15 protein-coding genes are annotated in these 26,968 nt (G+C 70.0%); 11 read left to right on the top strand and 4 right to left on the bottom strand.

The genetic code is table 11. The features are described from left to right. The first annotated feature begins 16 nt into the window (after nt 1–16). The 11 genes from sbnB to ACQPYD_RS19225 all read left to right on the top strand — a co-directional run bounded on the left by sbnB (nt 17) and on the right by ACQPYD_RS19225 (nt 22,238). Nucleotides 17–1,090 (top strand): 2,3-diaminopropionate biosynthesis protein SbnB, encoded by a 1,074-nt coding sequence (gene sbnB, locus ACQPYD_RS19275; protein ID WP_433696978.1) that lies wholly within the window; start codon nt 17–19, stop codon nt 1,088–1,090. Next, nucleotides 1,087–2,691 (top strand): amino acid adenylation domain-containing protein, encoded by a 1,605-nt coding sequence (locus tag ACQPYD_RS19270; RefSeq protein ID WP_433696977.1) that lies wholly within the window; start codon nt 1,087–1,089, stop codon nt 2,689–2,691. The genes sbnB and ACQPYD_RS19270 overlap by 4 nt, the downstream gene beginning before the upstream one ends. Before the next feature lie 1,429 nt (nt 2,692–4,120). Beyond that, nucleotides 4,121–13,021, top strand: coding sequence for a DNRLRE domain-containing protein (locus tag ACQPYD_RS19265; protein ID WP_433696976.1), 8,901 nt, complete (start codon nt 4,121–4,123; stop codon nt 13,019–13,021). Between the two features lie 3 nt (nt 13,022–13,024). After that, nucleotides 13,025–13,588, top strand: coding sequence for a hypothetical protein (locus ACQPYD_RS19260; protein WP_433696975.1), 564 nt, complete (start codon nt 13,025–13,027; stop codon nt 13,586–13,588). 560 nt (nt 13,589–14,148) lie between these two features. Continuing rightward, the gene (locus ACQPYD_RS19255) at nt 14,149–14,490 is read left to right on the top strand and encodes an Rrf2 family transcriptional regulator (protein ID WP_433696974.1); all 342 of its coding nucleotides are present in this window, start codon (nt 14,149–14,151) and stop codon (nt 14,488–14,490) included. Nucleotides 14,491–14,663: 173 nt separating this feature from the next. Then, nucleotides 14,664–14,834 (top strand): hypothetical protein, encoded by a 171-nt coding sequence (locus ACQPYD_RS19250; protein WP_433696973.1) that lies wholly within the window; start codon nt 14,664–14,666, stop codon nt 14,832–14,834. A gap of 1,381 nt (nt 14,835–16,215) precedes the next feature. Then, the gene (locus tag ACQPYD_RS19245; protein ID WP_433696972.1) at nt 16,216–17,727 is read left to right on the top strand and encodes an ABC transporter substrate-binding protein; all 1,512 of its coding nucleotides are present in this window, start codon (nt 16,216–16,218) and stop codon (nt 17,725–17,727) included. Continuing rightward, nucleotides 17,727–18,725 (top strand): ABC transporter permease, encoded by a 999-nt coding sequence (locus ACQPYD_RS19240; protein WP_433696971.1) that lies wholly within the window; start codon nt 17,727–17,729, stop codon nt 18,723–18,725. The genes ACQPYD_RS19245 and ACQPYD_RS19240 overlap by 1 nt, the downstream gene beginning before the upstream one ends. Continuing rightward, nucleotides 18,722–19,573, top strand: coding sequence for an ABC transporter permease (locus ACQPYD_RS19235; protein WP_433696970.1), 852 nt, complete (start codon nt 18,722–18,724; stop codon nt 19,571–19,573). Before ACQPYD_RS19240 ends, ACQPYD_RS19235 begins: the two co-directional genes overlap by 4 nt. Continuing rightward, nucleotides 19,566–20,969 (top strand): ABC transporter ATP-binding protein, encoded by a 1,404-nt coding sequence (locus ACQPYD_RS19230; RefSeq protein ID WP_433696969.1) that lies wholly within the window; start codon nt 19,566–19,568, stop codon nt 20,967–20,969. The genes ACQPYD_RS19235 and ACQPYD_RS19230 overlap by 8 nt, the downstream gene beginning before the upstream one ends. 108 nt (nt 20,970–21,077) lie before the next feature. Next, nucleotides 21,078–22,238, top strand: a complete 1,161-nt coding sequence (locus tag ACQPYD_RS19225; protein ID WP_433696968.1) for a chorismate-binding protein — start codon at nt 21,078–21,080, stop codon at nt 22,236–22,238. 81 nt (nt 22,239–22,319) lie between these two features. Here ACQPYD_RS19225 and ACQPYD_RS19220 read toward each other — a convergent pair whose 3' ends face one another. The 4 genes from ACQPYD_RS19220 to ACQPYD_RS19205 all read right to left on the bottom strand — a co-directional run bounded on the left by ACQPYD_RS19220 (nt 22,320) and on the right by ACQPYD_RS19205 (nt 26,838). Beyond that, nucleotides 22,320–23,177, bottom strand: a complete 858-nt coding sequence (locus ACQPYD_RS19220; RefSeq protein ID WP_433696967.1) for an SAM-dependent methyltransferase — start codon at nt 23,175–23,177, stop codon at nt 22,320–22,322. A gap of 58 nt (nt 23,178–23,235) precedes the next feature. Next, complete coding sequence (locus ACQPYD_RS19215) at nt 23,236–24,558, bottom strand: salicylate synthase (RefSeq protein ID WP_433696966.1); 1,323 nt, start codon at nt 24,556–24,558, stop codon at nt 23,236–23,238. 256 nt (nt 24,559–24,814) lie between these two features. Continuing rightward, nucleotides 24,815–25,012 carry a ferredoxin gene (locus ACQPYD_RS19210; protein ID WP_355010571.1) on the bottom strand — a complete coding sequence of 66 codons (198 nt, stop codon included), beginning with the start codon at nt 25,010–25,012 and terminating at the stop codon, nt 24,815–24,817. Between the two features lie 170 nt (nt 25,013–25,182). Next, nucleotides 25,183–26,838 (bottom strand): (2,3-dihydroxybenzoyl)adenylate synthase, encoded by a 1,656-nt coding sequence (locus ACQPYD_RS19205; RefSeq protein ID WP_433696965.1) that lies wholly within the window; start codon nt 26,836–26,838, stop codon nt 25,183–25,185. Between the last annotated feature and the right edge of the window lie 130 nt (nt 26,839–26,968).

Below are 26,968 nucleotides of genomic sequence, written 5' to 3'. Positions count from 1 at the left end.
GGTACCGGGAGCAGCCATGGGCACACAGTCGATTCCACCGTTCACCGTCATATCGGGGGCCACCGTCCACGATGTCCTCGCGGGACGGCAACAGGAGCTGACCGACCTCGTGGAGCAGGCCTACCTGCTGCACGGCTCAGGCGAGACCACGAACCCGCCCTCGTACTTCCTGAGGTTCCCGGACAAGCCGTCCTCGCGGATCATCGCCCTGCCCGCGGCGGTCAGGGGGGACGTGCGCGTCGACGGCATCAAGTGGGTGTCCAGCTACCCGGAGAACATCGAGCACGGCATCCCCCGGGCCTCGGCCGTCCTGCTGCTCAACGACGCCGCGACCGGCTACCCCTACGCCTGCCTCGAAGGCTCGATCATCAGCGCCGTGCGCACCGCCGCCTCCGCGGCGGTCGCGGTGCGCCACCTGGCACGCGGGCGCGCGCCCCTGACCAACGTGGGCTTCTTCGGCGCCGGCCTGATCGCGCGCTACCTCCACGAGTACCTGGCCGCGCTCGGCCCGGCCTTCGACCGGATCGGCGTCCACGACCTCTCCGAGGACTACGCCCGCGGGTTCGCCGGCCACGTGCAACAGGCCTCGCCCGGCAGCAGCGTGCGGGTGCACGGGTCGGCCCGGGACCTGGTCTCCTCCTACGACATGGTCGTGTTCGCCACGACCGCCGCCTCGCCGCACGTCACCGACCCCTCGTGGTTCTCCCACAACCCCCTGGTCCTGCACGTCTCCCTGCGCGACCTCTCCCCGGAGGTCGTCCTCGCGAGCACCAACGTCGTGGACGACGTCGAGCACGTGCTCAAGGCGGACACCTCGGTGCACCTGGCCGAGCAGCGCACCGGCCGGCGCGACTTCGTCCACGCGACGCTCCCCGAGGTGATCAGCGGCCGGTTCCGCCCCGAGCCCGGTCGCCCGGTGGTCTTCTCCCCCTTCGGCCTCGGGGTCCTGGACCTGGTGGTCGGCGACTACGTCCACAGGAGGGCCGCCGAGGACGGCGGGGCGACGACGGTCGAGGACTTCTTCTACGACACCGAACGGCACCGGCGCCCGGACCGGGCGCGCGCCGCCCGGAACGGGGGCGCCCTGTGACCACGTCCCACCGGCTGCCGCACCTGGCCGACCTCCCCTACACGGGACAGGGGCCGGCGCCCGCGCTGGCCAACCCCGGCGACGCCGACACCACCGGCACCGTGCTCGACCGCGTGAACGCGTGGGCGCGCAAGAGCCCCGACCGGCGGGCCGTCGTCGGCGCCGGGGCCGAGATCGGCTACGCGGACCTGGTCCGGCGCGTGGAGCGGATGCGCGCCCGCCTGGAGGCGGCGGGCTGCGGGGCGGGAGACGTCGTCGCCTGCCTGGGCCCCCGGTCCGCGCGGACCATCGTGCTGTTCCTGGCCCTGGAGAGCCTGGGCGCGGTTTACCTCCCGGTGGACCCCGGGTGGCCCCGGGCGCGCATCGACGAGGTGCTGCGGCTGAGCTCCAGCGCCCTGGCCGTGGAGTACACGGCCGGGGACGACCAGCCCCCGGTGGTCGAGAGGACCTCCGGCGGGGGAGGAGGCCCGCTGGAGGCCCCGGCGGGGGAGGAGCCCCGCTACGTCATCTACACCTCGGGGACGACGGGCCGGCCCAAGGGCGCGGTGGTCGCCCAGCCGGGCATGCTCAACCACCTGTGGGCCAAGGTCGCGGACCTGGACATCACCGAGGACAGCCGGGTCGTGTTCACCGCGCCGCTGGTCTTCGACATCTCGATCTGGCAGATGCTGGCCCCGCTCATGGCCGGGGCCACGGTCGTGGTCGCCTCCGACAACGACGTCCTCTACCCGCCCCGGCTGCACCGGCTGCTCCTGCGGCACGAGGCGACGATCGTGGAACTGGTGCCCACCGCCATCGGGACCCTGCTCGACGACATCGCGCGCAAGGGGGGCGGTGAGGTGCTCCCCGCCCTGCGCTGGCTCATCTCCACCGGCGAGGAGCTCAAGCCCAGCCTGGCGGAGCGCGCCCTGGCGGCCCTTCCGCACGCCGGGCTGCTCAACGCCTACGGGCCCACCGAGTGCTCGGACGATGTGACCCACCACGTGGTGTCGCCGCAGGACACGGCCGGGGCCCGCCTGCCCGTCGGCCGCCCCATCGGCAACGCGAAGATCTACTGCCTCGTCCACGACAGCGAGGAGGGCACCTGGTCCGCGGCAGGCCCCGGACAGGCCGGCGAGCTCTTCGTCGGAGGCGTCCCCGTGGGACTGGGCTACCTCGGCGACCGCGACGCGACCCTCTCCGCGTTCTTCCGCGACGTGTTCGACCCGGACTCCCCGACGGGCCGCCTGTACCGCACCGGCGACCTGGGGAGGATCGACGGCGACGGAGTCCACTACCTGGGCCGGGTCGACCGCCAGGTGAAGGTCGCGGGCGTGCGCATGGAGCTCGACGAGATCGAGGCGGTGCTCAGCCGGCACGGCTCGGTGAAGCTCTGCGCGGTCACGCTGAGGCAGGAGGACGGGAGGCAGCCGGTCCTCACCGCGCACTACGTGCCCGGAGCCGAGGTCGGGGCCGGTGAGCTGGAGGCGTTCCTGCGCTCGGCCCTGCCCGCGAGCCTGGTCCCGCGGAGCTGGGACCGGCTGGAGGAGATGCCGCTGACCCCCAACGGGAAGGTGGACCACCGGGCGCTCGCGCGCAGGGAGCCCCCGGGCGAGGGCTGATCCGGCCCGGGGCCGGGGAGGGCCGCGCGGGACCCGCCGCCCGCCCCTCCCCGGCCCCTTCGCGCGGGGGAGGGGCGCCCCGTGTCGGATACCGGTCACCGGGGGCGGACTTCCGGACGTTCGGACCTCGCAGTCCGCGCGGCCGGCAGGGGCCGGGGCCGGTCCGCCCCACCACAGGGCGTCCTCCTCGGCAGCCGCGGTCACTAGCCCGGATCCGTCTTGGCGCCGGACGTGGCAATCCGACTCCGTCACTCCTGGCATCCGGTCTGTCTCCTGGGCCGGGCGGCCCTCGGCGGCCGTCACCACGATCGTCCCGAACCGCCATGGTGGCACCGACTTCCCAGCAGTTCGCCGGAGAGGCGAAGGACCCCGGACCGGTCTCCCCTGAGGCGATGCACTTGTTCGTCGAGGACAGTTCTGTCTGGTCGGCGCTGGTCGGCGCTGGTCGGCGCTGGTCGGTGCAGAGGTCGGTCCTCTGCCACTTGCCAGCTCGCGAGACCTCGGTGAATTCCGAGCGAAGGATCGTCCCCATTGACGGTTCTCTCCCAGGGAGAGCGAAGGGCGCCAGCCGAAAAGTCGCTATCTGGTTGCCAGCCTGAGTGAATGAGTAAAAGGGCAGGTCAGAAGCATCTTGGTTCTGTGGGATCGGCCAGCTCGCCTCAGGTTTCGTCCTGGTCCCCCAGGCCTCCCCTTCAGAGTTAAAGGACGTGCCGTTACCAAGTTAATGCCTTGGCATGATCCTCGTGCAGAGCTTCATCTGTCGGGTTCGGTCTCGTCGAGACTTCTGAGGCGTAAGAGGTAAGCCCGGATTCTCGGTACCAGATCAGAGCGTCCTCCGTTGGCTGTTCGTCACGAATAGTACCGAGGGCGATGCTTGGTGTTAGCTGGAGCGATGTGACTGTCGTGAGCCTTGGGTCTCATGTTGATAACGGGGCGTGGAAAGTGGTCGTGAGGCCTTGTGGGGGCATTCTCGCCTTCTGCTACTTTCATCCTTGCTTGGTTGTTTTGGAACTGCGTTCCGGATCTGCGGACTTCGGGGGAAGTACGCACGCCTGATCTTTCAGTCGTGTCCTCCGCATATGGTTCGCTCTACGTGATCCGGAGGTGACCGGTCGTGCCGACCGGCCAGCAGCCGTCCTTCAACGGTGCTCTCAACGATGTTTCGGAGCATGGCTCCGGTGGCGTGCGAAACAAGCGCGTCCGCACCACATTGTTGAAGACGACAGCCGTAGGAACAGCCCTGGTGCTGCTCCTCTCGGACTCCATGTCATCCCTCCCGCCCCACCTGACGATGCCCCGCCTCACACCGGTGTCCGCAGCCGATGTGGAAACCCCGTCGCAGGAAGACGGGACTGCGTCAGGGCTACCCCATGACACGGGGAGCGCGCTCGCCGCAGACATTCCTTCCGGCGAGGGAACGGGCAGTGAAGTGCCCGACGGAGCTCTGCCCTACGAATGGCCGGACCTGCCGGAGGACGCCGATCCCCTGCGTCCCCCTGCCTCTGACACAGATGACGCGGTCCGGCTCGCGGACGAAGAGCCGGAGCCGGAGATCTCCGGGTTCGACCCGGACACCAGCGTGGAACTCGTCGAGGAGCGCGACGAGTACTCGCGCACCTACGAGAACGAGGACGGCACCCTCGCCACCGACTTCTCCCTGGAACCTCTCCACTACGAGGAAGACGGCGACTGGGAACAGATCGACACCACCCTGGTTCCGGAGAACACCGCCACCTGGACGAACGCGGCCGACTCCCAGGGCGTCGCCTTCGCCTCCCACGCCGACGGCGAGGAACTCGCCCGCATGGAGCTGGACGGCCAGTACAGCCTGGCCTTCTCCCTCGAAGGAGCAGCCGGGGCGGAAGGGCAGGTGTCGGAGAGCGACGCCGACACCATCCTCTACGAAGAGGCCCTGCCCGGTGTGGACATCGAACTGAAGTCCCTGGTGGGCGGTGTCGTCAAGGAGACCATCTGGCTCAACGAGCCTCCTGCCGGCGAAGAGGACGCCACATGGCGCTTCCCCCTCGCGCTGGAGGGGCTCGAGCCCGTTCTCCTCGAGGACGGCAGCATCGACCTGGTCGACGGCGATGGGGAGCCTGTAGGCCACATCCCGGCCGGACACATGGAGGACTCGAACATCGACCCCCACTCGGGGGACGGTGCCTGGTCCGAGGCAGTGCAGTTCGACCTCGTCGAGGAGAACCGGCAGTGGATCCTGGAGGTGGAGGCTGACTTCGCATGGCTCTCCGACGAGGACCGTGTCTACCCGGTGGGAGTCGACCCCACATCGACGTGGAACTACAACGCTTCCCAGGACACCTATGTCCAAAGCGGTTTCAACACCTCACGCCACACCGAGCAGGAACTCAAGGCAGGAACCTACGACGGCGGCTCCACACGTACGGCGTCCTACCTGAAGTTCAACTCCATGGTCAGCGCCTTGCGGCACCACAAGATCTACGGAGCCGAGCTCTACCTGTTCAACCACTGGTCCTACTCCTGCACGCCCTCCCCGGTCTCGGTGCACGAAGTAACCCAGTCCTGGGACCACAAGTCGATCTCCAACTTCCCCGGGCCCAACTACAACTCGACCGCCCTGGGCACGGAGAGCTTCGCACGCGGCTGGATGCCCATCGGAGCCTCCAGTAGTTCCTGCCCCGCACGCTACGAGGGCATCAACCTCGGGAACCGCGGTCGCGACCTCGTCCAGGCATGGGTCGACGGGGACAAGGCGAACCACGGCCTGACCGTCCGGGCGTCGAACACCAGCAGCTCGGGCTGGAAGAAGTTCGGCAGCCGCGAATCCTGGGGCGCACCGTACATGACGGTGACCTACAGCCCCTACCGGGCCGACTATGCCTTCGCTCAGAACCCGCCCGTGTTCGAGCCGGCGCCCCACGCGAACCGCACCACCAACGTCGACGTCAAGGTCACCAACCGGGGCAAGGAGACCTGGACCCCGAGCAACGGATACAAGCTCAGCTACCAGGTCTTCGACCAGCAGGGCAACCGCATCTACCACGTCGCCCCCACCACTGTCATGCCCCGCAACGTGGCCACGGGACAGACCGCGACCGTCAGCGCCAAAGTCGGTCCCCTCCCCCCGGGAACGTGGACGATCAAGTTCGACATGACCCACAAGGCACAGACCTTCGCCGCATGGGGAGTGCCCATGACGGCCCAGGTCGAGCTGGAGATCCCCGACCTGCCACCCCAGCTACTGGACTACAGCCCACGGGACGGTGCCCGCGTAGCGACCCTGGAACCGGAGTTCACCGCTCTGGGCCGCAACAACGACGCCTGGCCCACCGCAGGCATGGAGTTCTGGTTCAACTTCTGCGACGGGGAATGGCCGGACTGGGAGTGCGTGGACTCCGGCTGGCAGGACGAGACAACCTGGAAACTGCCCGAAGACCGCATGCAGTGGGGCAACCAGTACTGGTGGAACGTCTTCGTCCGAGACGGCAGCCAGATGACCGAGAGCGGCTGGCTGCGCCTGATCGCCGAACCCGACCAGCCCGCGGTGACCTCCAACCTCGCCAACTCCGGCGGAACCGACGGCACCGGAACGGTCGACGCGCTCATCGGCAACTACACCGAGACCGTCACCGACGCCTCCCTTCCCTCCGCCGGTCCGCCCTTGAGCATCACCCGCACCTACAACTCCTCCGACCCGCGCCAGAACGGCATCTTCGGCGCCGGCTGGTCCACCCGATTCGACATGGGCCTCGTCCCGGACGTCGACGGGACCGGGAACGTCGTGGTCACCTACCCCGACGGACGCCAGCACCGCTTCGCACGCAACGCCGACGCCAGCTTCACCCCGCCCTCCGGCATGCACGCCGTCCTCTCCCGGACGGAGAGCGGCTGGAAGCTGATGGACAAGGCCTCCACCACCTACGCCTTCGACGACGCGGGACGCCTGCTGGAGGTGACCGACCACCGGGGACGCGCCCAGACCATCGACTACGACTCCTCCGGGCTCATCTCGACGGTCACCGCCGAAGGAGGCCGTACCCTGGCCTTCACCTGGGACAACGCCCGCGTCACCTCGGTCACCGCCCAGGGCGGGAACACCGAGGCGCAATGGTCGTACACCTACGACGGGCAGCGCCTGGCCCAGTCCTGCAACCCCGAGAACGAGTGCACCTCCTACACCTACGCCGACGGCTCGCACTACCAAGCCGCCGCCATGGACGCCAACCCCTACGGGTACTGGCGCTTCGAGGAGACAAGCGGAGAAACGTCCCTCAACGAGGTACCGCAGACACTCGGAGGGGAACCGGCCGACATCGTCGGATCCTCCCTGGGCGCCCAGGGCGCGCTGGCAGGCGTGCAGACCGGCGCTCTGCAGACCTCCTCGGGCAGCCACGCACAACTCCCGGAGTCGATCCTGCACAAGGTCGGCACCCGCATCACCCTCGAGACCTGGTTCGCCACCACCGAACACGGCACGATCATCGGTGCGCAGAACAAGCCGACCTCACCCGGCGAGCGCACACCCCTGGTGTACGTGGGGACCGACGGCAAACTACGCGCACAGTTCTGGACCACCTCCGGTGGGGCGACCCCCATCACCACCGACGGCACGGTCAACGACGGCCAATGGCACCACGTGGCCCTGACCTCGGACGGCACTTCCCAGACCCTCTACCTGAACGGCGAGCAGGTCGGTACCAAGACAGGGCAGGTCGACCACCGCAGCACCAAGTTCGTCTACGTCGGTACCGGCGTGGCCGACAGCGCCTGGCCCCAGACCCGCTCCACCACCGGAGAATTCCCCTTCACCGGGAAGATCGACGAAGTCGCCGTCTACCAGCGCCCCCTCGACGCGGACACGATCGCCCTCCACCACACCGCCGGCGTGGACGAAGCCGACCGGCTCCACGAGGCCACCACCCCCGAGGGCAACCGGGCCACCCACCTCACGTTCGACGAGTCCACCTCACGCGCACAGATCCACATCGACCACAACGGTGGCAAATGGGTCTACTCCAACCGCACCTACGACGGTGACATTCAGGCCGAAGACCCCCAGGTCACAGCCGAGGTGACCATCCAGGACCCCGGAGGCGCGAGCTCCTCCTCACGCTACGACGCCCTGGCCGGCCACCGCCGCGCCGCAGACGTCGACCAACTGGGCTACGAGACCACCTACACCTACGACGTGGGCGGGTTCCTGGTCGGAACCACACTGCCCAGCGGCGCGCAGAGGCGCTTCTGGAACGACGCACGAGGCAACCGGCTCGGACAGATGAGCTGCCGGGACGTCGAGGCCACGAACTGCCACTGGGAATGGTTCGCCTACCACCACAACCCCGATGACCCCTTCGACTCGCGCAACGACCAGCTGGTCGCGCACCACGACGCCCGGTCGGAGAACTTCCTCGACCCCACCTACCGCACCTGGTGGGCCTACAACGCCCACGGGGACCAGATCTCCGAGACGAGCCCGCCAACGGAGGGCTTCCCCGACGGCCGCACGGTCCGCTACTTCTACACCGAGGGCACCGAGTCAGCGACCGGCTCCGGAACCGTCCCGGCCGGACTGTTGGCCGAATCCTGGGACGCCGACGGGGGCAAGACCCGCTACTCCTACAACGAGCACGGCGACATCACCCGAGTAGCAGAGCCCTCCGGCCTCGTCACCGAGTACACCTATGACGGACTCGGCCGGATGCTGACCACCACCGCCGTCACCGACGCCTTCCCCGAGGGGGTCACCACCACTGTCACCTACGACGACGCCGGCCGGGTACTCACCGAGACCGGCCCCGAGGTCACCAACGAGCTCACGGACACCTCCCACCAGTCGCTGACCCGGTACGCCTACGACCTCGACGGCCGCCCCATCCAGAGCACCGTCAGCGACCTGGTCGGCGAAAGCCCCGACCGCATCACCATGTGGGCGTACAACCACTACGGTCACCTCGTCGCCGAGACCGACCCCGAAGGCCGCACAGAACACTTCGGATACGACTTCACCGGCACCCGGACCCACCACCAGGACGCGGCCGGAACCATGTTCCGCACCACCTACACCGACCGCGGCCACATCGCCGAGCGCATCATCGACGGATGGACCGGCCATCCGGGCGAGGACAACGAACCCTCCTCGCTGGTGTTGGAGTCCAACGCCTACGACCCCGACGGCAACCTGGCCTCCACCACGGACGCTGTCGGCCGCACCACCGCCTACACCTACTACGCGGACGGTCTACCGGCACAGACCATCGCCAGCCAGGTGATGCTCAACAATGCCGATGAACCCCAGGACGTGGTCCTGGAGGACAACACCTACGACGCGGCCGGCAACCTCACCAGGTCGGTCACCGGGGACGGTGCCACGCGCGTGGACCAGGCATGGAGCGCCGACTCCCGTCTGACCAGGGAAACCCTCGACCCCGACGGGCTGGCCCGGGTCACCGCCTACACCTACGACGGTCGCGGCAATGTCACCGAAACCGCCCTGAGCGATTCCTCGGAGACAACAGAGCGCACACGCTTCACCTACGACGCAGGCGGCCACCTGATCGAGGAAGCCGTCGTGACCGCAGAAGGCGAGCTGGTCACCAGCTACCAGCTCAACGAACTCGGTCTGACCACAGCCGTCACCGACCCGCGCGGCAACCAGAGCGGCGCCGATGCCGCCGATTTCACCTCGCACATGCGCTACGACGAACTGGGCCGACTGGTCCAGGAGCAGTCCCCCGAGGTGGAGATCGTCCATCACGCGGAGCCCACCCTCACCGCCCGCCCCACCACCAGGTATGGCTACGACCTGGTCGGCAACCTCACCCACCAGCAGGACGCCGAGGGCCACACCTCCGTCTTCGGCTACGACCTCGTCGGACAGCGCACCCGCAGCCAGGCCCCCGGTTTCACCGGCGTGGACGGGACCCGACTGACGCCTGAGGCCGGCGCCGACTACGACCAGCTCGGCCGTATCAGCACACAGACCGACGCCCTGGGCAACACCCGCACCTACACCTGGGACCAGCTCGGCAACCTTGCAGGGATCACCGACCCGCAACTGGAAGGCATGCCCGAAGCCGGGCAGTGGACGTTCGCCTACAACCCCGTCGGGGAACTGCTCGCAGTCACCGACCCGGTCGAAGCACGCACCGAGGCCACCTACGACGACCTGGGACGCCAGGTCACCGATACCCAGATCGAACGCATCCCCGCGGCAGCGGCCTACATCAGCCGCTACACCTACGACACGGCGGGCAACCCCGTCTCCGTCACCGACCCTCTGGGCCACCAGACCACCAGCACCTACAACCCCGCCGGTGAACTGGTTCAGACCACCACCCCCACAGGGGAAACCACCGAGTTCGACTACGACCTCGCCGGAAGAACCACCAGGGCCACCGACCCCGCCGGAACCCGAACGATCTCGGAGTACGACCTCGCAGGACGGCTGACCTCGACCCGTATGGTCGACGCAGAAGGCGAAGAGCTTCGGACCTCTACCACCGAGTACGACGCGGCCGGACTGGCGATCGAACAGACCGACCCGCTCGGTCAGAAGGTCGAGATCGAGTACAACGCACTCGGCCGGCCGACCCGACAGGTGGAACCGGTCAGCGACACCGAGACCATCACCACCACCTTCGGCTACGACGCCCTGGGACAGCGAACCCGCATCACCGACGGGCGCGGCAACAGCACCTACACGACCTACACCCCCAACGGCCAGGTCCAGGACCTCATCGAGCCCAGCACGGACGGCACCCCCGACCTGGCCGATCGCACCTGGACCACGTTCTACGACGCCGCAGGAAACCCCGTCCAGCAGCACGTGCCCGGCGGCATCGTGCGTGAACGCACCTACAACGCGATGGGCGGCCTGACCAAGGAGACCGCCACCGGCGCCGCAATCGCGACCGAGGACCGCAACATCGGCTTCGACCTGTTGGGCCGGCCGATCGGCATCGGAACCCCGGGCGGCGCCATCGAAATCGTCTACGACGACCGCGGCAACCAGGTGCAGTTCCTCGGCCCGACCACCGTCTCCTACGAAGGCATCGCCCCCGGAACGACCACGAGCTACGACGCGGCTGGCCGCGTCGACACCCGGTTGGACATGACCGGGACCACCACCTTCGACTACGACGCCTCCGGACGCGTGGTCGGGCACCACGACCCGGTGACAGGGACCGACCTGGCCATCGACTACAACCAGGCCGGACTCCCCGAGCACGTCACCACCAGCGACGGAGCGGTCCGCAGTTTCAGCTACGACCCGCTCTCACAGCTGACCGAGGACACTCTCCTGTCCTCCGCCGGTGAGCAGACCGTGTCCACCACCTACGCCTATGACCGGGCCGGGCGTATCACCGAGCGCTCCTCGGCCGGTGGAACACCCGCCGGGAGCCACCGCTACGCCTACGACTACGCCTCGAGGCTGGTCTCGTGGACCTCTCCCGAGAACGAGGAGACCGAGTACGCATGGGATGCCTCCGGGAACAGGGTCCAGGCCGCAGGAGAGACCTTTGAGTACGACGAGCGCAACCGGCTCACCTCCTCCAGCGACGGGGACGCCTGGTCCTACGACCCGAACGGGACCATCAGCTCACAGTTCGTCGACGGGCAGTTGCGCACCCCGCAGTTCGACGGCTTCGAGCGCATGGTCAGCGCGGGCAACGGATCCGGCGAGTACTCCTACGACGCCCTGGGGCGCGTCACCGAACGCGAAGCCCCCGGCAGCGAGGCGCAGACCTTCGTCTACCCGGACCTGCAGAACAACCCGGTCGGGATCCTGGACGGCACCGAAACCCCCGTCGCCCAGTACGGACGCGACCCGTACGGGCAGCTGATGAGCGTTGCCGACCGGGGACAGACACCGGCGCTGGCCTACAGCAACTCCCACGGTGACGTGCTGGCAATGCATACCGGTACGGGATCCGTCGTCACCTCTGCCGACTTCGGCCCGTTCGGCGAGCAGCTCGGTGCCGCCCCTGCGGCATCGATGGGCTACCAGGGGGAGTGGACGGACCCGGACACGGGCGATGTCAACATGCACGCCCGCTGGTACCAGCCCGACACGGGCAGGTTCGCTTCACGAGACACAATTACCCTCGAGCCAACACCATCTGTGCAGGCCAACCGATACACATACGGAAACGCGAACCCGGTCTTGTACGCGGACCCCAGCGGCCACGCTTCGGGTGCTGCTATTAAATGTCCTCCGGTAATCTGCACGCCTTTGAGTTACATAAATCGGGGTATCCAGAAGGCGGAGCAGTATGCGAATCGCGGCCGTGCTGCCGTTCGTTCCTCGCTCAAACGTTCTGTGCGAACGCGAGCCTTGCTCTACGCATACGATTATCTGAGTCAATCCTCTCCCGCTTATGGGCCGGTTTGTCCGGGGCCTTGTGCCAACTACATGCCTCAGAGATCCTCAGCGAACGGGTCATCCGCAAGATTTTCTCTAAGCGCCTCTGCAAGATCATATTTTGGTGGCAGAGGCGGTTTGGGCAGCGGTTGGACCGTAGGGTTCAGCGGCGGTCAGTATGGGGCTTTCGGTGGCGGGGGAGGTGGAGTTTCTAGAGTCTTCATTCCCCTTGTTGATCCACGTAGAAGTATCCTGAGAACGATTCTGAATACTCCTCAGGAGCGCCCCCCTCTTAGGGGTTTGGTTACTCAAGAGGAGATTGATGAGGAGAGGCTGAAGCGAGAGAAGAGCGCCTACAAGGCTGTCCTAAATTTCAATATGGAACTTTCTCAGGAGTTTCAAGAAACGGTAGAATCCTATAGGGGAAAGCCTTTGGGCTCTCAAGTTGGAAGTGGTGACTGCAAGAATAATAGGGTAGTGATGGAGGGCAATAATCGGTGGAATGAGCAAGAAAAGGCAATTGGTGTCATTGCCTTGCTCTGTGACAGTCATGATTTTGATCAAGGAACAGCGGCAAATGATTCGATCAATCCTCCGGGGTGGCCTGGAACTCCCACGGGTCCCGAAGGAAAGAATAAGCCCCAAAAAAATGGAGGTTGGGTGTTTCATAGAGGGCACCTGGGTGCGAACAGCCTGGGTTTCAGTGGCGACAACCCGTGGAACCTTGTCACTCTGCATGCTCGAGCAAACAATCCTGAAATGGAAAATATCGAAAATCGCGTAAAAAGTGCCGTTGTAGGAGGGCAGGCGGTTTACATGTCAGTTGTTCCCATTTACTCGAAAAACCAGGAAATGCCAACCCACATATTCTATCGAGCTGTGGGCAGTGGGGGGCTGGATGTGTATTCCTGTATTGAGAATACTGCCACGGCAAGAACTCTCGATGGCAGTGAATGTACTGCTATGATGGCCGCACGAGGGGGATGGTGATAAGTGGTGGCTAGAGTAAATGAGCTTGTCAGGCTTCTTCGGGAGGGAGTGCCGGAAGGGGCCAACCCAAATCGTAGAGATTATCCTATTTCTGGTTCGATCCCACTCCCGGGCGACTATGTCGACACGATAGTTGAAATAGGATCTGGTTTCTATATTGATGAAAAATTTAGTGTACTTCACCCTAGGGTGGTGTCTCAAGATTTCAGGCAACATCAGGATGATTTGGTCAGAATTCATGAGGCTGAAGGTATTTATTTCCGTGATGGCAAGTTGCTCTTCCCGGGCCAATTTTCCCCGGATGACGACTATGTAAGATTCTCCAAGCTTATTTGCTGGGGTCTGGAGAATTCTGGAAAAAAGGTCTTCTGGGATTCCTCGGGAAGTTCAGATTATTGGCACGTGATCGCCACGGATTGCTCTGATTCTTGGGTGCGTCATAAAATAAAATTTAGCGACTACCTCTATGGCATTCTCTCTAGAGAACTGATTTGTCCTGTGTTGACTGGGCCTGCTTGGCCGCGTGGAATTGTAAGCGAACTTGATTTGCATGAAATAGATATCTAGTTTTGACGTCAGATGGAGGGAAGGTGGAACGGGCGATTTCGGGTCATGCGAGTGTTGCGTTAAGGGTGGATATCTGCTCTAGTATGATTCTGTGTAATAATTTGCGTTCTCCTGTAGTTCATTTGCGAATCTCCGGCGATTGGGGAGGTTGGAAATGCAGAATAGATCGTGAAATTTGTTTGGATAATTGATGCTTGGTTTGCTGGTCGAGTGGGTTTGAGGTTTTCTAATTTCAAGTGTGACAGTCGCCTTCCGGGGCAGAATCTAGGATTTCGACGCGCTACACGTGGAAGAAGGGCCATGTAGTGGGGTGACTGTCGTCCTTCGGGGCGGCCGAGGATCGTGCCGCCAGTCGGCCGGTCTTGGGCTTCTGCTGTCGGGTCGGCCGTTTTCGTTCTAATTCTGGATGATCAGTAACCTTTTTTGCGAATGAGCGAAGACGTCGAGCGGGTGCTCCATAGCTGACTCAATCTCGCCTGAGACGGGCCCGAACGGGCCGTGACCAGTGCGAGGCTGGCCGACTATTACCAGCTGCCCGCCGCCTACATGAACAATCAGCTGTGCAGGCTCTGGCCTGGGCCGGGATCTTCTACTTCACCCCGGGGCCGGGCGGCGGATTCTGGCTGATCCGGGCCCTTGGCGAGATCACGCTCATGGATGTGGTGTCGGCAATCGAGGGCCGGGGCGAGGCCTTCTGCTGTGCCAAGATCCGACGGCGAGGGCTGGGCACGGCCGAGGGCGAGCCCTACGACCTGTATCAGATCGACCGTGCCATGCATCGTGCCGAACTGGCCTGGCGACGCGAACTCGGCGCGCAGCCCCTCGGTGAGTTGGAGGCCTTCGTGGAGAGGGAGGAACCCGAGGTTCTGGTGCGGACCCGGAGCTGGTTCGCGGGCCCCTGACCGACACGATTGGCGAGCCCCTCCGCGACGGGGCTTAAAACGAAGATGAATCTGCTTGTTGTATATCCAGTTTATGCGTGGTCTCGAAGGACGCAGGGCAGTGCGGTGCCCGCGTACCCGGGCACCTCCGACCGGAAGGACCGGTCTACGACCGACCCGCCGGGTGGATGGCCGTGACCGCCGTCGCCCTCGGGATCTTCACACTCATGACCACGGAACTGCTCCTCGCCAGGCTGCTCACCGCGATCGGCTCCGACCTGTCGGTCACCGACGGCTCCGCCACGTTCATGGTGCCTGTGCCCGGCTTCGTTGCCGCCGCCTTCGCTCCGTCCTCACCGCCTTGACAGCCGCCGCCAACGCCGTGTGCGTATGGACCTACGCGTTCACGGTCGTGCTGGCCGCGCGGGTCCTGGTGGGCGTGGGCATCGCGGGTTCTAGGCCATCGTCAGAGGACGGGCCCCAGACTCGTCCCCGCACGACACGTCCCCCGCGCCACCGCAATCGTCTTCGGCGGTGTGTCCGCGGCCTCCGGGCTTGGCATCCCTTCGGAACTCTCCTCGGCGACCTGCTCTACTGGCGGTCGGCCTTTCTCGCCATCGTGGGCCTGGCGGCGTTCGTGCTGCTCCTGATCCTGCTCCCGCCGCTGCCCGCGCGGCCAGCGGTCCGCTTCATTGATCTCTCCGCACTGCTGCGCTCCCACGGGGCGTGCGCGCGGCAGTGCTCGCCACCGTCCTCCTGGTGGCCAGCCAGTTCTGCGCTTTCAACCTGTCCATCGCCCTGGGTGTTCTCCTCAACGGCCTGGTGGCCGACGCACACACGGTTCGGCGGCTTGGCCAGGTGCACTGACCACGAAGGCCGGAGATCCCGCCCTGTCCAACCCGGTCGGCGGACATCGGACGCGGAGTCCGTCGGGTCGGCGGCCGACCGCCCACGGCCCCTCCGCGCAGGAGTGCGGGCCGGCGGCCGGTGCGATGCGCGTCGGAGCTTCCTTTCCCGAGCCCCTGTGGCCGCGGAGGCGATCATCGCCCCGCGGCCACAGGGGCTCGGTGCGTTGAGGGTGGGGCGGGTGTGATTCGGGCAAAGCGGACTCGCGCGTGCTACGGTACTGATAATCATTTTCATTCACGCGACTCGCGCTCCCCCAGGAGTCCTCCCCGTGTACGTAGGGCGAAGCCGATGCGGCGCTCACCTCCCGCCCCTGGCGATCCCCGACCGGGCAGCCGACCGGCATGCCCGGGACGCCCGGATACGCCATGGCCGCGTTCAAGTCCCTCGGCGGCGCCGCCCGCTCCCTGCGCTGCCGGGAGCCCCCTCATGACCTGGATCGTCCGTGCGCCGCCACCTCTCCTGCCGGGGCTGCGCTGAGGCGCAGGAGAGCACGGGGAGCGCCGAACCCGCCGGGGCCGTGAAGAGGATCCGGCACACGAGCGGTGACGCGCGGACCGACCGGCCCGCCGACGCCCGTTTGCGTTGCCTGTGACGCCCCGCCGAGGCACGCGCGCCGTAGGCGGACAGGCCCGGCCCCACGGACGACACCCCCGCCCACCGCGCTGCTTCCGCCCGCGCGCCGGACGTCCGCGCGAGCGCACCGGTGACCGCGCCCCCGCGCCCGGCCCGCCATCGTCCCTCAGCCGCCGTGACCACCCACGAACCCTCCCGGCCCCGTGCCGGGAGCCACCTACTGGGGCCGTGCCGACCACGGCCCATCCCGAGAAAGGCCGAACGATGAGACGACGATTCCTGCCCGCGGGCGCCCTCGCGGTGCTCCTGGCGGCCACCGCCTGCGGTGGAGGTGAGGGAGAGCAGGCCGCCGCCGAGGGCCCCACCCTGCGCTACGCGGCGGTCGGAGCCCCGGCGGCGACCACCCACGACCCGCACGGGCGCGTCGGCAACGAGTCCGACTACCTGCGCTTCGCCATGCTCTACGACGTGCTGACCGTGACCGACGAGGACGGCGTGGTCCAGCCGCGCCTGGCCCTGTCCTGGGAGCCGGCGGGGGAGGACCTCGACCTGTGGACCGTCGCCCTGCGCGATGACGCCGTCTTCTCCGACGGAGAGCCCGTGACCGCCCACGACGTCCTGTTCTCCCTGAACCGGATCCAGGGCAAGGGCGCCGAGAACAACGGACGCCTGTCGGTGTTCGACCTGGAGGCCTCCTCGGTGGTGGACGAGCACACCCTGGAACTGGCCACCCACCAGCCCTACGCGGAGGTCGGCATCGCCCTGGCCTCCCTGACCTTCGTGGTCCCCGAGGGCAGCGACGACATCACCGAGCCCGTCGTCGGCTCCGGACCGTTCCGGCTGGAGGAACACGACGACACCACCGCGGTCCTGACCCGCAACGACGACTGGTGGGGCGGTGCCGCCGACTTCGAGACCCTCCAGATCAGCGCCATGCCCGACCCGGCCGCGCGGGCCGAGGCGGTGGCCTCCGGACAGGCGGACGTCGCGGGCAGCGTGTCCCCCGCCGGTGCGCAGCAGTACGAGTCGGACGACGCGGTCCGGGTGAGCACCCGGCCCGCCGGTGTGAACTACCCGCTGGTCATGGACCTCGACACCGAGCCCTTCGACGACCCGGGCGTCCGTGAGGCCGTCAAGCTCGCCCTGGACCGCGAGCAGCTCGTCGAGACGGTCTTCCTCGGCTACGGGGAGACCGGCGCGGACATCCTGAACTCCCAGGAGCCCTTCGCCCCCGACGCCGCACCCGTGGAGCGCGACCTGGACCGGGCCCGCGAACTGCTGGAGGAGGCGGGCCACGCGGACGGCGTCGAGCTCACCCTGCACGCCACCAACTCCTACCCCGGCATGGAGGAGACCGCGACCCTGGCCGCCGAACAGCTCGCCGAGGCGGGCATCGAGGTCCGGATCGAGGTGGGCGCGCCCGACACCTACTGGGCCGAGGTGTGGAACGTCGAACCCTTCTACCTCAACAGCCTGGGCGGGAACGGGTTCGTGGACTACGCCCGGATGGCCCTGCTCTCCGACGGCCCCACCAACGAGACGGGCTGGGACGTCCCCGAGTGGGACGCCGACTTCGCCGAGGCCCTGGCCACCGAGGACGAGGGCGACCGCCACGCGATGCTCGCCGACCTGCAGCAGCGCGTCGCCGACGACGGCGGCTACGTTGTCTGGGGCACCGGGGACGGCATCGACCTGGCGGGTTCCGGTGTGAGCGGCCTGCCGACCGGGCCCGGGTTCAACCGCCTGTTCATCGAGCGGGTCGAGGTCTCCGGCTGATGACCCGCCCCGTGACCGCCCCCGCGGCCCCCCGCCCCCGCACCGCGGGGGCGGTCACGGGGGTCCCGCTCCTGTTCGCCCTGGTGCGGACCGTGCTCCTGCTGGCCCTGGTATCGGTGGCGGTGTTCACCGCCACCGAGCTCCTGCCCGGCGACGCCGTGGACCTGCGTGTCACCCCCGGCGCCGACGAGGAGGAGGTCCGGGAGCTGCGTGAGGAGCTGGGACTGGACGCCGCGCCCTGGCGGCGCTACCTCGACTGGGCGGGGTCCCTGCTCACCGGCGACCTCGGCACGTCCCTGGTCAACGGCCGCCCGGTCGCCGACGCCCTCGCCCAGCGGCTGCCCGCCACCCTCGCGGTGGTGGGCGGGGCGCTGGCGGTGGCGACCCCCGCGTCCCTGGCGCTGGCCTGGTGGGCCGGGGGGACCCGGCGGGCGCGCCGGCTGTCCACCGCGCTCCTCACCGGAGGCGCCGCCCTGCCCACCGCGGTCACCGCCGCCGCCCTGGCCGCCCTGTTCTCCGGAACCCTGGGCCTGGTGCCCCCGGTGTCCCTGCTCCCGCCCGGAGCCGCGCCCTGGCAGCACCCGGAACTGCTGTTCCTCCCGGTGGCCTCCCTGGCCCTGCCCACCGCGTTCTTCGGCGCGAGCCTGCTGGCCGGGGCGGTGGCCGACACCGTACGCCTGCCCCACGTGGCCGACGCCCGCCGACGGGGGGTCCACCCGTGGCGGATCGCCTCGACCGACGTGCTCCCCTTCCTCCTGGCCCCCTTCACCCGGGTCACGGCGAACACCGCGGGAGGGCTGATCGCCGCGGCGGCGCTGGTGGAGACCCTGTTCGGCTATCCGGGCATCGGATCGCTGCTCGTCTCCTCCCTGGCCTCCCGGGACCTGCCCGTCGTCCAGGCCACCGCGGTGGTCGCCGCCGCGGTCGTGCTGGTGGGGCTGCTGCTGGGGGACCTGGTCGCCGCCCTGACCGAACCACGCCGGAGGTCGGCCCGGTGAACCGTCGCCCCGCTGCGATCCTCGCGTCGCTGTCCGTCCCCCTGCTGTCGGCCGCGGTCCTGTCCGTCGCCCTGTTCGGCGGATGGTGGGCGCCGCACAGCCCGACGTCCCCGACGGGGGCGCCCTGGCAGCTGCCCGACCCCGTCCACCTCCTGGGAACGGACGCCCTGGGCCGCGACGTCCTGTCCCGTGTCCTGGCCGGCGGAAGGGGGCTGCTCGGCGTCTCCGTCGCGGCCGCCGTGTGCGCCTGCGCCGTCGGGACCGCCGGCGGGCTGGTCGCAGGGTGGTTCGGCGGGCCGGTCTCGCGACTGCTCACCGCCGGGGCCGACCTGTTGCTCGCCCTGCCCTCCCTGCTCCTGGCCCTGCTCGCCGCGATCGCCCTGCCCTGGCACACGGCGGTGGTCGTCGCGACGGTGTGCGGAGGGGCCCCGCTCACCCTGCGCCTGGTCGGGGACGCCGTCCGCGCGGCCCGCACCTCGGGGTACGTGGAGGCCGCGCTCCTGCGCGGGGAGGGCACCGCCTCGATCCTGCTGAGGGAGGTCCTCCCCGCCATGCGGGGGCTGGTCGTCGCCGACCTCGGGCTGCGCCTGGTGGTCGCGCTCCAGGTGGCCTCCGCCCTGAGCGTCCTGGGGCTGGGCGCCGCCCCGCCCGCCCCCGACTGGGCCCTCATGCTCAGGGAGAACATGACCGGCGTGGCGATCAACCCCTGGGCCGTGGCCGCACCGGCCGTGGCGCTGGGGGCCGCCACCGTCCTGCTCGCCCTCCTGGCCCAGCTGTACCTCTCCGACGACCGCACGCCCGGGGCCCGCGACCGCGGTCCCGCACGGAAGGAGCCCGCGGATGGCTGACGGACTGCATGCGGAGGCGGTGCTGGTCGAGACCGATCGCGGGGACACTGTGGTCGGCCCGGTGGACCTGCGCGTGCCGGAGGGCGGGGTGCTCGCGGTCATGGGCCCCTCGGGGAGCGGCAAGACCAGCGCGGTCCTGGCCGTGCTGGACGCCCTGCCGCCCGGCCTGGTGCGCAGGGCCGGCCGGGTGCGCTGGCGGGGAGCGCCGGTGCCCGCGGGGCGCGCGGCGCGCCGGTGGCGCCGGGCCGCCACGGGCGTGCTCGGCCAGGACCCCGCCTCGGACCTGCACCCCCTGCGGCCGGTCTGCGCCCTGGTCGCCGACGCCCTGCCGGGCGGCCTGCGGCGCGCGAACGCCGGGGCGGTCCGCGCGGCGCTCGCCTCGCTGGGGCTGGACGCCGACGCCCTGTGGCGCCGGCGCCCGCACGAGCTCTCCGGGGGCCAGGCCCAGCGCGTGGCGCTGGCCCGTGCGGTCGTCGCCGATCCCGAGGTGCTCGTGCTGGACGAGCCCACGAGCGGCCTGGACCCCGCCACGGTGGAACTGGTGCTCGAGGTCCTCGAACAGCGGCGGGGTAGCCCGGGGAGGGTCACCGTCGTGGTCACCCACGACCGGGGGTTCGCCGACCGCGTGGCCGACCTCCGCCTCGACGTCGGCGGGCCCGAACCGGTCCGCGGAGCAGCTTCCACGACCGCGGGCCCCCGGCCGTCGGGGGGTGCGCCGGTCCTCGGCCTGCGTGGGGTGCGCCTCACGGCGCCGGGCGGGCGCGAACTGCTCGGCGGGGTGGACCTGGACGTCGGTCCGGGGGAGGCGGTCGCCGTCCTGGGCCCTTCCGGATGCGGTAAGTCCACCCTGCTCAGGAGCCTGGCGGGGCTCCACCCTCCCGCGGCGGGCACCTTCTCGCTCGGCGGCCGGCCCCTGCCGGCCGGCCACACGGACCGTTCCCGGGAAGCATTGCGGGCCGTCCAGCTGGTCGCCCAGGACCCGGCCGGGACCCTGAATCCGGCTCAGCGGGTCGCCACGGCGCTCGCCCGACCGGCCATGGTGCTGCGGGGGCTGAACCACGCCCAGGCCGCCGCGGAGGTCCCCGGGCTCCTGGAACGGGTCGGGCTGCTGGCGGACGTCGGACGCGCGCTGCCGGCCCGCCTCTCCGGCGGCCAGCGCCAGCGCGTGGCCATCGCCCGGGCCCTGGCCGCACGCCCCCGGGTCCTGCTGGCCGACGAGGTGTCCTCCGCCCTGGACGCCGCGAGCGCCCGCACGGTCCTGGACGTCCTGGACGCGCTCCGCGCCGAGGAGGGGCTGGCCGTGGTCATGGTGACCCACGACCGGCACGTCGCCGACCGCATGGACCGTGTCCTGACGCTGGACCCGGAGCGCCGCACCCTGGCACCGGGGCCGTAGCGCCGCCCGCGGCAGCGGTTCCGGCCGGCGCGGACCCGCCGCGGCGCGGTCGCGCCCGGGCGGCAGTTCCATCGCAGACCACTCCCACCCCTGTAGAGGATTCGACACATGCCTGAACAGAGAACGCCGGCGCCGGCGCCGTCCGTCGTCGAGCTCCTGGCCTCCTACCGGCCGGGGGACACGTTCTTCTCCACCGGTGCCGGTGCCGGCGCACTGCACGGGACCGGGGTCCTGGGGGTCGCGGAAGAGGTGCACGAGGTCGACTCCCTGCTCAGGAGCGCGGGGCCCGAGGGCGTGGTGATGGGCGCCATCCCCTTCGACGGGCGGCGGTCGGCCCGGTTCCTGCTCCCACGAACGGTGCGCCACGCACCCGCGCCGCCCCGGGGCCGGGCGCCGGGCCTGCGCCGGCGGCCGCTGCCGGGGGAGTGGGGGTCCACGCCCGTGCCCGCCCCCGACGAGCACAGGGCGTCGATCGAGCGGGCGATCGCGCTGACGGCCGGGGACGGCGGGCCGGACAGGGTGGTGTCGGCCAGGGGCCTGCGTCTGCACAGCACGTCGGCGGTCGAACCGTCCACGGCGTTGCACAACCTCCTCTGGCGCGATCCGGGCGAACCCGTCTTCGCGATCGACGTGCCCGGCCCCGGGGCGGAGGACCGCACCCTTCTGGGGACGGGCCCGGAACTGCTGGTCTCCAAGCGCGGGAGCCGGGTGGCCTCCCAGCCGCTGTCCGGCTCCGTCCCCCGCAGCGCCGATCCGACCAAGGACTACCGCAACCGCGAGAGACTGCGTGCCTCGGCCGGGGACAGGCGTGAGCACGCCGTCATGGTCGACGCGGCAGCGGAGTCGCTGGAGCCCTACTGCCGGACCCTGGCCGTGCCGAAGCGGCCCGAGCTGGTCGGAACCGCCACGATGTGGCACCTGTCCACCCGCCTGGAGGGGACGCTGCTGGACGCGGATGTGCCGGCGCACCTCCTGGCGGCGGCCCTGCGTCCCGCCCCGGCCGTGTGCGGCTCCCCCTCGCGGCCCGCGTCCGGGGCGATCGGCGCGCCGGAGCACTTCGACCGGGGTTTCCACTCCGGAGCCGTCGGCTACAGCACGGCCCGGGGCGACGGCGAGTGGGTCGTCGCCGCCCGCTGTGCCGAGGTGTTCCACAGCAGGGTGGACGCCTTCGTCGGCGGTGGCGTCATGTCCGGTTCCGACCCCGGGGCCGTCCTGTCGGAGACCACCGACAGGATGCGCGCGCTCCTGTTCGCCCTGGGCGTGCGCTGAGCGCTTCCGGGACCGCCGCGGGCGGTGGGCCCCGCGCGGAGCCGGCCGGCCCCCGGGGCGGGGGCCGGCCGGTCGCCCGTCTCAGTCCGAGGGGCGCCTTCCCACGGCGAGCAGGGTCGGGTGGACCGTGTAGTAGCCCGCGGTGTCGACGATGTAGTCCGGGTGGCCCGGGGTCAGGAGCCGTTCGGCCTCGGCGACCTCGTCACTGCTCAGGCCCGCGTCGGCGCCGCGTTTGACCAGCGATTCGCGCAGTTCCGGCCATACGGCGTTCTCCAGGTAGGGGCGCACGGTCGGGTCGGCGTCCACGGGCGAGCCCACCCGCGGGAAGACGTCCACGCGCACGTCGAGCAGCCCCGCGGCCTCCATCCAGACCGTGTGGAGCTCGTAGTGGGCGGGTCCCCCGGAGGGGATCCCCCAGTTGAGCTCGGAGGCGGTGCGCGCCGCCCGCTCCAGCCGTGAGTGGCCGGGCAGGAACATGGCCTGGTAGTAGTTGCTGGTGAACAGGCCCAGCACGCCGCCGGGGGCCAGGGCGCGCGCCGCGCGTGCCACCAGGGCCCCGGGGTCGTCGAAGTTGCCGGGCCAGACCACGTCCGAGGCCCAGATCGCGTCGAACCCCTCGCCGGAGCCGGCGGCCTCGTCGAGCACGTCGACCAGGTCGGCGGCGCGCACCTGGACCCGCTCCGAGACCCCCTCGGCCCGTGCGTGCTCACGGGCCAGGTCCAGCACGTCGGGGTTGCTGTCGACGGCCAGGACGCGGGCCCCCGGGCCGGCCGCCCGGGCCAGCGCCACCAGCCCGCCCCCGGCTCCGGTTCCCGCGTCGAGCAGGCGTGTGCGTCCGGACAGGTCCATCGCCCCGACCGCCTGTTCGACGGCCGGGGCGACGAAGGCCCGGTTGGCGAGCAGGTAGGGGACCAGCCCGTTCTTCTGGACGTCTGTCATGGTGTGACTGCCTCGGCTCTCTCACAGGGGGGACGGTGGTGCTCGTTCGCCGGCGCGGTCACGGTCGCGCCGCGGGCACGAGGTGGGGCAGTACGCTGGCCAGCTTCTCGCCGGTCTCCTCGAATTCGCGTTCGGGGCGGGACCCGGCCACGATGCCGGCGCCCGCGCGGAGCCAGGCCCGGCCCTGCTCCTCGTAGACGGCGCGCAGGACCAGGGCGGCGTCGAGCTCGCCCCGGGACGTGGCGGTGACCACGGCGCCGGAGTACAGCCCGCGCCCCTCCTCCAGGCGGGTGATCGCCTCGATCGCCTGCGGTTTGGGGATCCCCGACGCCGTGATCGCCGGGAACAGCGCCTCGAAGGCGTGCCACGGGGTGGCCCCCTCCGCCAGGCGCCCCCTCACGGTGGAGGCCAGGTGCTGGACGCTGCCGCGGACCGAGACGCTCATGAAGTCGGACACCGCGACGGAGTCCGGGGCGCACACCGACCGCATCTCCGTGACGGCTTCGCGGACCGAGATGGCGTGCTCGTGGATCTCCTTGGGGTCGGCCTCCAGCTCGGCGCGGGCGGCGGTGTCCGCCGCCGTGCCGCGCCCCGCCGCCCGGGTGCCCGCGAGCGGGTTGGTCGAGACCTCGCGGTCGGGTCCGACCGTGACGACCAGTTCGGGGCTGAAGCCCGCGCTGCGGAGCCCGTCGAGGTCCAGCAGGAAGGACCGGGCCGGGGTGTTGGCCCTGCGGCCGACCGCGTAGGTGGCGGGGATGTCGACGGGGAAGGGCAGGTCGACCTTCCGGGAGAGGATCACCTTGTGGTAGTCGCCGCGCTCGATCTCGGCGAGGGCCTCGCCCACGAGCGCGCGGTAGCCGTGGGGGTCGGCCTGGGACTCGACGGTGGCGCGGGGCCGTGCGGGGGCGGCGAGCGGTTCGAGGAGCAGGGAGCGCACCTTCTGGCGCATCTGCGCCTCGCCCCCGCTGATCCGGGCGCCGTCGGCGGTGATGCGGACCTCGGTCCGGGGCACGATGAGGCGGGCCAGCCGCGCGGGTCCGCCGCCGGCGGGCGGGGCCGATCCGCGGGAGCGGAGCGCGAAGTCGAACCCCACCCAGCCGTAGGCCCGCCAGGACGGGTCGGGCAGTCCGGCCAGGGCCTCCGCCAGCGCGTCGGCCGGGCTGCCGGTGTAGGCGCGGGAGTCCGCGGTCCCGTCGGCGCCGCGGACCGTGACCCGGTCGCTGTCGAGGTCGACGCCCCACCGCTCGCCGCCGCCGAAGCGCCAGACCCCCTCGCGTTCGTAGAGGACGTATTCGGGGAAGAGCCCCGAGCCCGCGAGCCGGGCGGCGGCCTCGACGGGGTCGAGCGGCCCTTCGACCTGTTCGGTTTCACTACGGCTCACGGTCGGCTCCTTGCCCCGGACGGCCCGCAGGCCGCCTCCGGTGTACCCGTGGTCAACATGTTTCTCCGGTCTTGTTTCGAGGGCGGCGAGGACGGCCGCCCCAGCGGCGGACGTGCGCGGTCGCCCGCCCCGGACGTGCGCGCCGGACGCGGTCCGCTCCACGGCCGCGGCCCGCCGCGAGAGGGCGTCGGCCCGGGGCGGACGCGGGCTCCGGGAGGGCGGGGACGGGGGAGCGGGGGAGCGGGGGAGCGCGACGTCAGTCCGAGGTGAGCTCGATCGCGCCGGAGGGGCAGCGGTCGACCGCGTTGCGCACGTGCGCGGCGTCGGCGGGGCCGGGGCGGTCGGTGCGCAGGCGCACGAGCCCGTCCTCCTCGCCCTGGTCGAACACGCGGTCGGCGGCGACGACGCACTGGCCGGCGCCGATGCAGACCTCGGGGTGGACGGTGATGCGCACGCGGGGACGTCCTCTTCACTGTGGAGCGGCCCGGGCAGGGCCGCCGGGCGCCCGGGGGCGCCACCGAATCGATCGTAAATGATTATCGTTTTCATGCGAAGCGCATGCCCGTGTGGCCGGGGTCGCAGCGCCGTGCGTGTCGCTCCGGTCGCGCGGGGTGACGACGCCACTCAGCGGCTCCGCTCGCGCAGCGCGTTCTTGTCGACCTTGCCGACCGCGGTCAGGGGAAACGCGTCGACGGTCTCGATCCGGTCGGGGGACTTGTAGCCGGCCAGGCCCCTGCCGCGCAGGAAGGCGGCGAGCTCGCGGACGGTGGGCGGGGCGCCCGCGCAGACCAGGAAGGCGACCGAGCGCTCGCCGAGGTCGGGGTCGGGGGCGGCCACCAGGGCGGCCGCGGACACGCCCGGGTAGGCGAGCAGCTGGCCCTCGACCTCGGTGGCGTCGATCTTCTCCCCGCCGCGGTTGATCTGGTCCTTCACCCTGCCGACGACGTCGATGTGGCCGCTCGGACGGAGCCGGACGAGATCGCCGGTCCGGTAGAACCCGTCGGGCGTGAAGTGCGTGGCGGCGAGCTCGGGGGAGCGGTAGTAGCCGCGCAGCGTGTAGGGGCCCCGGGTCAGCAGCTCGCCCACGGCGCCGACGGGCACCGGGGCGCCCGACCCGTCGACCACCCGCACCTCGTCGCCGGAGGAGATGGGCCGCCCCTGGGTGGTGCACACCAGCTCCTCGGGGTCGTCGAGCCGGGTGACGTTGATCAGGCCCTCGGCCATGCCGAACACCTGCTGGAGACGGCACCCCAGGGTGGGGCGGACGCGGCGCGCCAGGTCGTCGGCCAACCGCGCTCCCCCCACCTGCAGGACCGAGAGGCTCTCGAGCTCGGCCGTGCCCGGAGCCCGGTCGGCGTAGGCCTCCAACCACACGGGCACCATCGGGGGGCTGAGCGCCGTCACGGTCACGCCCTCGCGGGCGATCAGGGGGAACGCCGTCTCGGGGGCGGGGCTGGGCGCCATGACCACCGTGCCGCCCGCGGTCAGCGTGCCGAGGATCCCCGGGCAGCACATCGTGAAGTTGAAGGCGGCGGGCAGTGCGGCGAGGTAGACGCTGTCCGCGGTGAGGCCGCAGGCGTCCGCGGCGGCGCGGGCGTTGTAGCCGTAGTCCTGGTGCGTGCGCGGGATGAGCTTGGGCGTCCCCGTCGTCCCCCCGGAGAGCAGCAGGAGCGCGATGTCCCCGGGGTCGGGCCGGGCCGGGGCGGGGACGCTGTTCGCGGGGGCGTCGGCGCGCAGTTCCCCGAAGCCGACGGCGTCCTCCAGGCCGCCGGTGTCACCGACGACGATCACGTGGCGCAGCCCCTCGTGCTCCTCGAGCATCGACGCGGCCAGTGTCCGGTAGTCGAAGCGCGCGTGGCGGTCGGCCACGGCGTAGCCGACCGCCCCGGTGGTCCGCAGCAGGTGGGAGATCTCGTGGCCGCGGTGTCCGGGCATGGCGTGGACCGGGACGGCGCCGAGGTACTGCAGCCCGAACCAGAGCAGCAGGAACTCCGCCCGGTTGGGCAGCTGCACCACCACGCGGTCGCCCCGGCGCACCCCCCGGCGGTGCAGCCCCGCCGCCACCGCTCCCGCCTCCGAGGCCAGTTCGGCGTAGGTCCACCGGCGGGCGCCGTCGACGAGCGCGACGGCGCCGGGGCGCCGCCGCGCCTGCTGCGCCAGCAGGTCGGCCAGGACCTCCTCGCGCCAGAAGCCGGCCGCCCGGTAGCGCTCGCGCGCCTCCTCCGGCCACCCCGGCCAGTCCGGTGCCGGCGCCTCGGGCGGGTTCGCACTCTTCGTCATCTCTGCTCCTTTTGCGTTCTTCGCCACACAAGTGGGGGATCGCGCTCGATGCCGCGCTTAGGATAAAAAAGATAACGGTTTTCGTTTTCATCTGTACCATCGGCCCCCCAGCCCCCGCCGGAACCGGGCC

This window comes from Nocardiopsis sp. CA-288880 (genome assembly GCF_050955985.1).
GTDB lineage: Bacteria > Actinomycetota > Actinomycetes > Streptosporangiales > Streptosporangiaceae > Nocardiopsis > Nocardiopsis tropica.
Note: the sequence above shows the minus strand (reverse complement) of the source record. Positions and strands in the feature narration are given on the sequence as shown.

What these genes read in the sequence shown, in the direction of transcription:
- sbnB (WP_433696978.1), top strand. Translation starts at nt 17, where the DNA reads ATGGGCACACAGTCGATTCCACCGTTCACCGTCATATCGGGGGCCACC.
- ACQPYD_RS19245 (WP_433696972.1), top strand. Translation starts at nt 16,216, where the DNA reads ATGAGACGACGATTCCTGCCCGCGGGCGCCCTCGCGGTGCTCCTGGCG.
- ACQPYD_RS19240 (WP_433696971.1), top strand. Translation starts at nt 17,727, where the DNA reads ATGACCCGCCCCGTGACCGCCCCCGCGGCCCCCCGCCCCCGCACCGCG.
- ACQPYD_RS19230 (WP_433696969.1), top strand. Translation starts at nt 19,566, where the DNA reads ATGGCTGACGGACTGCATGCGGAGGCGGTGCTGGTCGAGACCGATCGC.
- ACQPYD_RS19225 (WP_433696968.1), top strand. Translation starts at nt 21,078, where the DNA reads ATGCCTGAACAGAGAACGCCGGCGCCGGCGCCGTCCGTCGTCGAGCTC.
- ACQPYD_RS19220 (WP_433696967.1), bottom strand. Translation starts at nt 23,177, where the DNA reads ATGACAGACGTCCAGAAGAACGGGCTGGTCCCCTACCTGCTCGCCAAC.
- ACQPYD_RS19205 (WP_433696965.1), bottom strand. Translation starts at nt 26,838, where the DNA reads ATGACGAAGAGTGCGAACCCGCCCGAGGCGCCGGCACCGGACTGGCCG.